The following is a 5784-nucleotide window of genomic DNA, read 5'->3' on the forward strand; positions in this document are numbered from 1 at the left end:
CGTCTCTACCTGTCCAATCATCAACGCGTTGGATCATTCGACACGCTCCGTACGGAGGATTGCTACGGCGCACGCTCGGACCACGGTTTGATGACTACAGGATTGCTGGCGACGCGGGTCACGAAACACCGCAATGTGGCGGTGATCACGGCAGACGACGACGTAAATCTCGGGCTCACTACGGAGACGTATGAGGGCGACATGTTTGGACCCCGGTCACCGCAGCTCACGCCATGGACCACTCCGAACATTCACGGCTACTCGCGTTATCCGACCGGACGTGTCCTCTCCGATGGGGACTTCGCTGCTATTGATAACATCCGGTACGATGAGGTCGACCCGACGGTCATGGTTATCGACTACCGGGCGGACTTCCGCTACAATCCGACGTTCAGGTCCGACTCCCGCATCGGGCCCGAGAGCCGCGAGGTCACTCTTTCCGGAGTCGCAGACATTACAAACGAAAGCCGTCTGGAGATCGCTACAGACGTCCTTGCAGCCGGTACGCTCGTAGTCCGTTCCGGAAGCTCGCTGCTTGTGAGCGAAGGCTCCACACTCGCCGTGAACGAGTTGCACGTCGAGGAGGGCGCCACGCTCGTGATCAAAGGAGTGCTATCGATTGAAGATCTGTACGGAGACAGTGACATGCTGAAAACCGCCGGCGGAAAGGTCTTGATTTCGAACTCGCATGTGTCCCCGAAAGACAGCGGCAGCGTGGATGAGGCTCCGCGCCTCGACAATCCGACGCCGTCGAATCCAACCGGCACCGCTGCAGAGCTGAGCATATATCCGAATCCGTTCTCAACGACCCTGGTTGTCGAGTTCACGACAGAGTGGAACGCTACAGTCGACGTTGAGGTGTTCGACGTGCTGGGGAGACGGGTTGCAAGGCTGGCCCACGGTGCGCGTTCAACTGCGGATCATTATCGACTGACGTGGAGCCCGCGTGGCCTCGCGCGTGGAACGTACTATGTCCGCGTGGTCGCCGGTAATCGGGTGAGGGTAGTGCCCGCAACGTACGCTCCGTGAATACTCACCGAGCCGGCCTCGCCCTTTTCTTACGGGCAAGGTTGATCACGTAGCCTCTCCCGGCCAGCGAAGACGCATGGTCGTCCAGGAAATCAAGCACCACGTCGATACTCATGCACGTCGTGATGCCATATCTCAGACGCTTTCGCTGGCGCAGGATGATCGGGCCGTCATAGGGTCGGCCAAGATCTTCGGGCTGCAGCTCGGCGTCGTCCGGAGGTGTAAGGATGAACTCTGACGACGCCGCCGCAGAGCTCGCCATACCGACCCATTCGAAGTTCGGGGCGCCATCGCGCGTGGCAAGCACGAGCCCGCCACTGAACCCGCGATTGAACGCGGCGTCGGTCAGAAACGCTGTTCGCTGATCCCGAAACGTCTTGCTCACAAGTCCACTTGTTACCATCCGCGCTCCCGCCGGGAATCCGAATACGAACACCTGTGATCCCCACCGGAGATCGGTCACAGTACCCACCGGAAAGTCGACGACACGGACCGTGCCCGGCTCAAGGTCGGCGACGATCTGCCCCACAAGCGCCACGTCCAGTTCGTCGTCCATGGCAAGGATTTCGATGTTGTCGGCTCCCGGAATGTCCGGGATGTACGTGCTCTGACGCAGTTTGACCGCCAGGCTGTGCACGGATCGCTCCTGCCCTTCCGAGTCGTAGAACGTCACGATCGTATCGGCGAATGCGACTACGTGTGCACTTGTCACGAGAGCGATCCGGGACGGCGTTTCGTACACAGCCGTCGCAGTTCCGGACGCCGTCTCGTGGTACATCTCCGAAGACACGGCACGCCGCAGCACGTCCTCCTCCGATATCGTTCGCGGGTCGACATCGTTGCCCGGTGCGAACACGAAGCGCTTGTAATAGGCGACCGAATTCAGAAAATGAATGGCAGCAAACGCACGCTCGAATGCATCGTCCGCACCGACGTTGGACAGCGGCGTGTCATACAGGTTGTCCGCGACGACCCCCCCGGCCGGCACGTACACGGTCCGCGTGCAACCACATAAGATCATGAGCGCCGGTATTACGAAGACGCTCCACCACGGCCTGTTCAAGATTTTACCGGCTCGAAGATATGATTCACTGCACGTTGCTAATCCAGGCTACAGCGGCAAGTTCCTCATCCAGGCCGCTCTCATGGCGATCTGCCCGGGCGTAGCCTCCGGATCGATCGAGAACACATGTCGCTCCACCGTTGGCCTGTTGAACTTCGCACAACTCACGACCTCCTCCTTATCTCCGCGTCGAACCGTGAGTTCGTAGGGAATACCGGCTGCCAGTTCACGCCACTCAGCGGCGAGCTGCCGGATCGTCTTCATGCTGACCTCCCGACCGTCGTAGCTGACGAGTTCGTCGCCGATCGCAAACCCGCACTCGGTCACCTCCGGAGCAACCCCCACAATAACGATCCTGCCTTCCTGCACATTGATTTCTAGTCCGGCACTGGCTTCCGTGGCTCCGGTCTCCCGCTGCAACTCATAGCGGATGCCGAGTTTTCTGTAATAGTCGGCTATTGGAAGCGGATTGGCATTCCGGACGTAGCTTTCGAAGAAGTCGGCGATTTCCGGGTGCGTGAGTTCGGCGAACGTGTCGAAAAATGACTCCTCATCGAACGGCCGATCGGGGCCGTACCGGTTCGAAAGATCGATGAGAACCTCCCGAAGACCTTTGCTTGCACCTGACAACTCCAGCAACCGAATATCCAGCAGTCCGGCAACGACTGCTCCGCGCTGATAGATGTTGCCATATTGCCGCTGACCTTCGCTGGTGTATGACGTCAAGCTGAGCTTGCTCAGGCTGTAGGAGGGATCGAATCGATCGTCGATATTGAGTTTTGTACTGAGCCGATTCAGATAGTTATCCAGATCGATCAACTCCGCTCGGAGTTGCAGCATGTCCGACGCCCATTCGGTCGTCCCTTCATACAGCCACAGATGCTCTGATGCGACCGGCTCCGCGAAGTTGAAGTCCTCTATGATTTCACTGTGGATATTCAGCGGCGTCACGATGTGGAAGAACTCATGGGCAACGACCGAAGGGATGCTCTCCACAATCGCCTGTTCGAATCCGTCCTCGGCGTAGACGTAGGCCGAACTGTAGGAGTGCTCCCAGGCACCCATCGACATGTCCTCAAAATGAAACAGGAAGGCATACCGGTCGACAGGAAGTTTGCCGAGGAACGCATCTGACGCGAAAAGAATGTCGCGAACGGACTCGAGGATCTGCTCCGACTTCACCTTGTCCGTTTTGGAGTAGGTATACAACTCCACATCCGTTCCACGAACATCGACCTCGGCAAACGAGAGTCTTCCCATCAACACTGGTGAGTCGACGATGTGGTCGTAGTCGTCCGCATGGTACAGCCCGTCCTCTCCCCTTGGGAGCGCGGTGCCGACTGTCCACGAAGCCGGATGATCGAATTGAATTCGGAGTGGGGTGCCCTGCATGCCGGACGCGAATCCGAATACCGTCTGCCCGTTGATAAACACGTGGTCGTCTTCGATTGACGACCCGGCCATCATATAGATCGGATGTTCGTCGACCGGCGTGTCCCACGTCTCCGCGATTTCGTAACGCACGCTGGCGACGTCGCCCGGCCGGGAGAACTGCCATCGACCCGCTGTGACCTCCTCCGTCGGCACCGGCACGCCGGATGCGTCGAACGCTTCGAACGACCTCACGAACCGACCCATGTCCATGACCTGATACGTACCCGGTGCCGTCGATGCAAACTGATAGTACTCGTTCTCCGGACCGAGGTCTGCCGTCATGGTCACTCGAAAGACGTCGTCAGACCGATCGTTCAGATCCACGACGTACAGGACGGGCGTCATCGATTCGTTTCGGTCGACAAGGGTTCGATGTGAGCTGCAGGCAGACAGCGAGAGGGCAAGTACCAGGGCGACGAGGGAAGTTCTCATGGTTCGATGCAGATCAGAATTGACGGGTAATGCACTGCGGTACGGAAACAGGACGATCTGGTTGTCCTTGCTGAAAAAGCAGGGAATCTTGCCTGTCTCCGCTCTTTAAGTGATACCGCTTATACATTCCATAACTATATGCTGCACACAGACTAAAGATAGGCATTATTAATGAACCAACGAACCGTAGTGTCAATGGTCTCTCTCAGCGGCCGCGACCGAAAACCCAGTTCTTGTGATGCGCGAGAATGGCTTATGACGCGGTTGCACTCCGAAACGATCGCGAGCGATTCGCGAGTGAAGACCGGAGGCGCACCGCCCGCCCGGGCGACCAGCGCGACCAGAGGGACAGCGGCCCGGGCCATCCAGATCGGCAGCACAAGCCGCCGACTGGGCCTGCCGCAGGCCGCATCTACTAACCCGGCGATTTCCTGCAGCGAGGCCCACGTGCCCGACAGGAGATAGTTCTGCCCGCGGCGACCCTTCTCGATAGCCAGCACCGCTCCATCTACTACGTCCCGGACGTCCACCCAGTCGAACCCGCCATCAACAATGGCCGGCATCTGCCCGCGAGCCATCGCTGCAACCACCTGTCCCATGGACGACGGTCGGAAATCCACAGGCCCGACGACGGCGGTCGGATTGACGATTACCGCATCAAGTCCACGTACGACGGCTTCTCGGATCACTCGCTCTCCATCCGCCTTGGATCGATCGTAGGCGAAAGCGGCCGGCCCGACGTACGACCTCTGTTCGTCCAGCCGTTCGTCGCGCGGCAATTGTTCGAATGCATGGATCGACGAAAAGTGGATGACTCTGCGCACGTTGTTTTGCAGGCAGGCCTGCGCCACAATGCGAGTACCATCGACGTTGGTTCGGCGGACCGAGCCGGTCGGATCCCCGGCGATCGAGATCTCGGCCGCCAGGTGAAAAACGATCTCGGCACCGCGGACGAAACCGGAGACAAAGTCCGGATCAAGAATGTCACCTGCGCGAGCCTCAACATCGATCGCTTCCAGCGGGGTCGCCGCCGTGCGATATTGCGCGCGGACGGAATGACCCTCCTTCACCAGCCTGCGAGCAAGATTACTCCCGATGTGTCCGCTGGCACCGGTGACGGCAATAACCATAGTGACTTCTCCTCCAAAGCACGGCCAGCTCTTAAAGAAACAGCCCGGGCCGGCAAAGCATTGACTGTTACACCGACGATGCGTAATAGTAAGCTACCGATCTGTGGTGACCCATGGCTACACCTCCGGACATTACTGCGCAACTCCGCGCGTTCGCGGGCGGCGACCACGAGGCATTGGATAAGATCATGCCGTTCGTGTATGCTCAACTGAAGAGACTGGCACACGCTCGTCTCGTGGGAGAACGTCGGGGGCACACGCTGAATACCACAGGACTGGTTCACGAGGCCTATTTGCGGCTTGCGGAAATCAGTGAGATGGAGTGGAAGGATCGCTCGCATTTTTTCGCAATGGCCTCCACCGTGATGCGGCGAATTCTGGTTAACTACGCGCTCAAGCGAAAGGCAGCCAAACGCGGCGGAGGCGCCGTCGACGCCACTCTGGACGAGGAGCGCCTGCTACCGGACGAGCCGGCCACCATCATCCTCGCGCTGGACGAATCGTTGAAGCGGTTCGAGGCCCAGTATCCGCGGCACGGCCTGGTCGTTCAGCATCGGTTCTTCGGTGGCCTGGCGATTGAAGAGATCGCCCATTCGCTCAACGTGTCGACGCGGACGGTAGATCGCGACCTGAAATTTGCCCGGGCCTGGCTGTCGCGCGATCTCAAGCAGAGCGTGGATCTGTGATTTCTGCGCT

At 59.0% G+C, this 5784-nt stretch carries 5 protein-coding genes; 2 read left to right on the top strand and 3 right to left on the bottom strand.

What is annotated here, in order from left to right; genetic code table 11:
- The first annotated feature begins 90 nt into the window (after positions 1-90).
- Complete coding sequence (locus tag HKN37_08590) at positions 91-1029, top strand: T9SS type A sorting domain-containing protein (protein ID NNE46703.1); 939 nt, start codon at positions 91-93, stop codon at positions 1027-1029.
- A gap of 4 nt (positions 1030-1033) precedes the next feature.
- Here HKN37_08590 and HKN37_08595 read toward each other — a convergent pair whose 3' ends face one another.
- The 3 genes from HKN37_08595 to HKN37_08605 form a co-directional block, all read right to left on the bottom strand.
- The gene (locus HKN37_08595; GenBank protein NNE46704.1) at positions 1034-2092 is read right to left on the bottom strand and encodes a trypsin-like peptidase domain-containing protein; all 1059 of its coding nucleotides are present in this window, start codon (positions 2090-2092) and stop codon (positions 1034-1036) included.
- A 48-nt stretch (positions 2093-2140) separates the two neighbouring features.
- Positions 2141-3871: a peptidase gene (locus HKN37_08600; protein NNE46705.1), complete on the bottom strand. Its 1731-nt coding sequence runs from the start codon at positions 3869-3871 to the stop codon at positions 2141-2143.
- Between the two features lie 239 nt (positions 3872-4110).
- The gene (locus tag HKN37_08605) at positions 4111-5088 is read right to left on the bottom strand and encodes an NAD-dependent epimerase/dehydratase family protein (GenBank protein NNE46706.1); all 978 of its coding nucleotides are present in this window, start codon (positions 5086-5088) and stop codon (positions 4111-4113) included.
- Between the two features lie 113 nt (positions 5089-5201).
- Between HKN37_08605 and HKN37_08610 the strand changes: the two genes are divergently transcribed.
- On the top strand, positions 5202-5774 hold the full coding sequence (locus HKN37_08610) for a sigma-70 family RNA polymerase sigma factor (GenBank protein ID NNE46707.1): 573 nt from the start codon (positions 5202-5204) through the stop codon (positions 5772-5774).
- Positions 5775-5784: the final 10 nt, after the last annotated feature.

This window comes from Rhodothermales bacterium (assembly GCA_013002345.1).
Taxonomy (GTDB): domain Bacteria; phylum Bacteroidota; class Rhodothermia; order Rhodothermales; family JABDKH01; genus JABDKH01.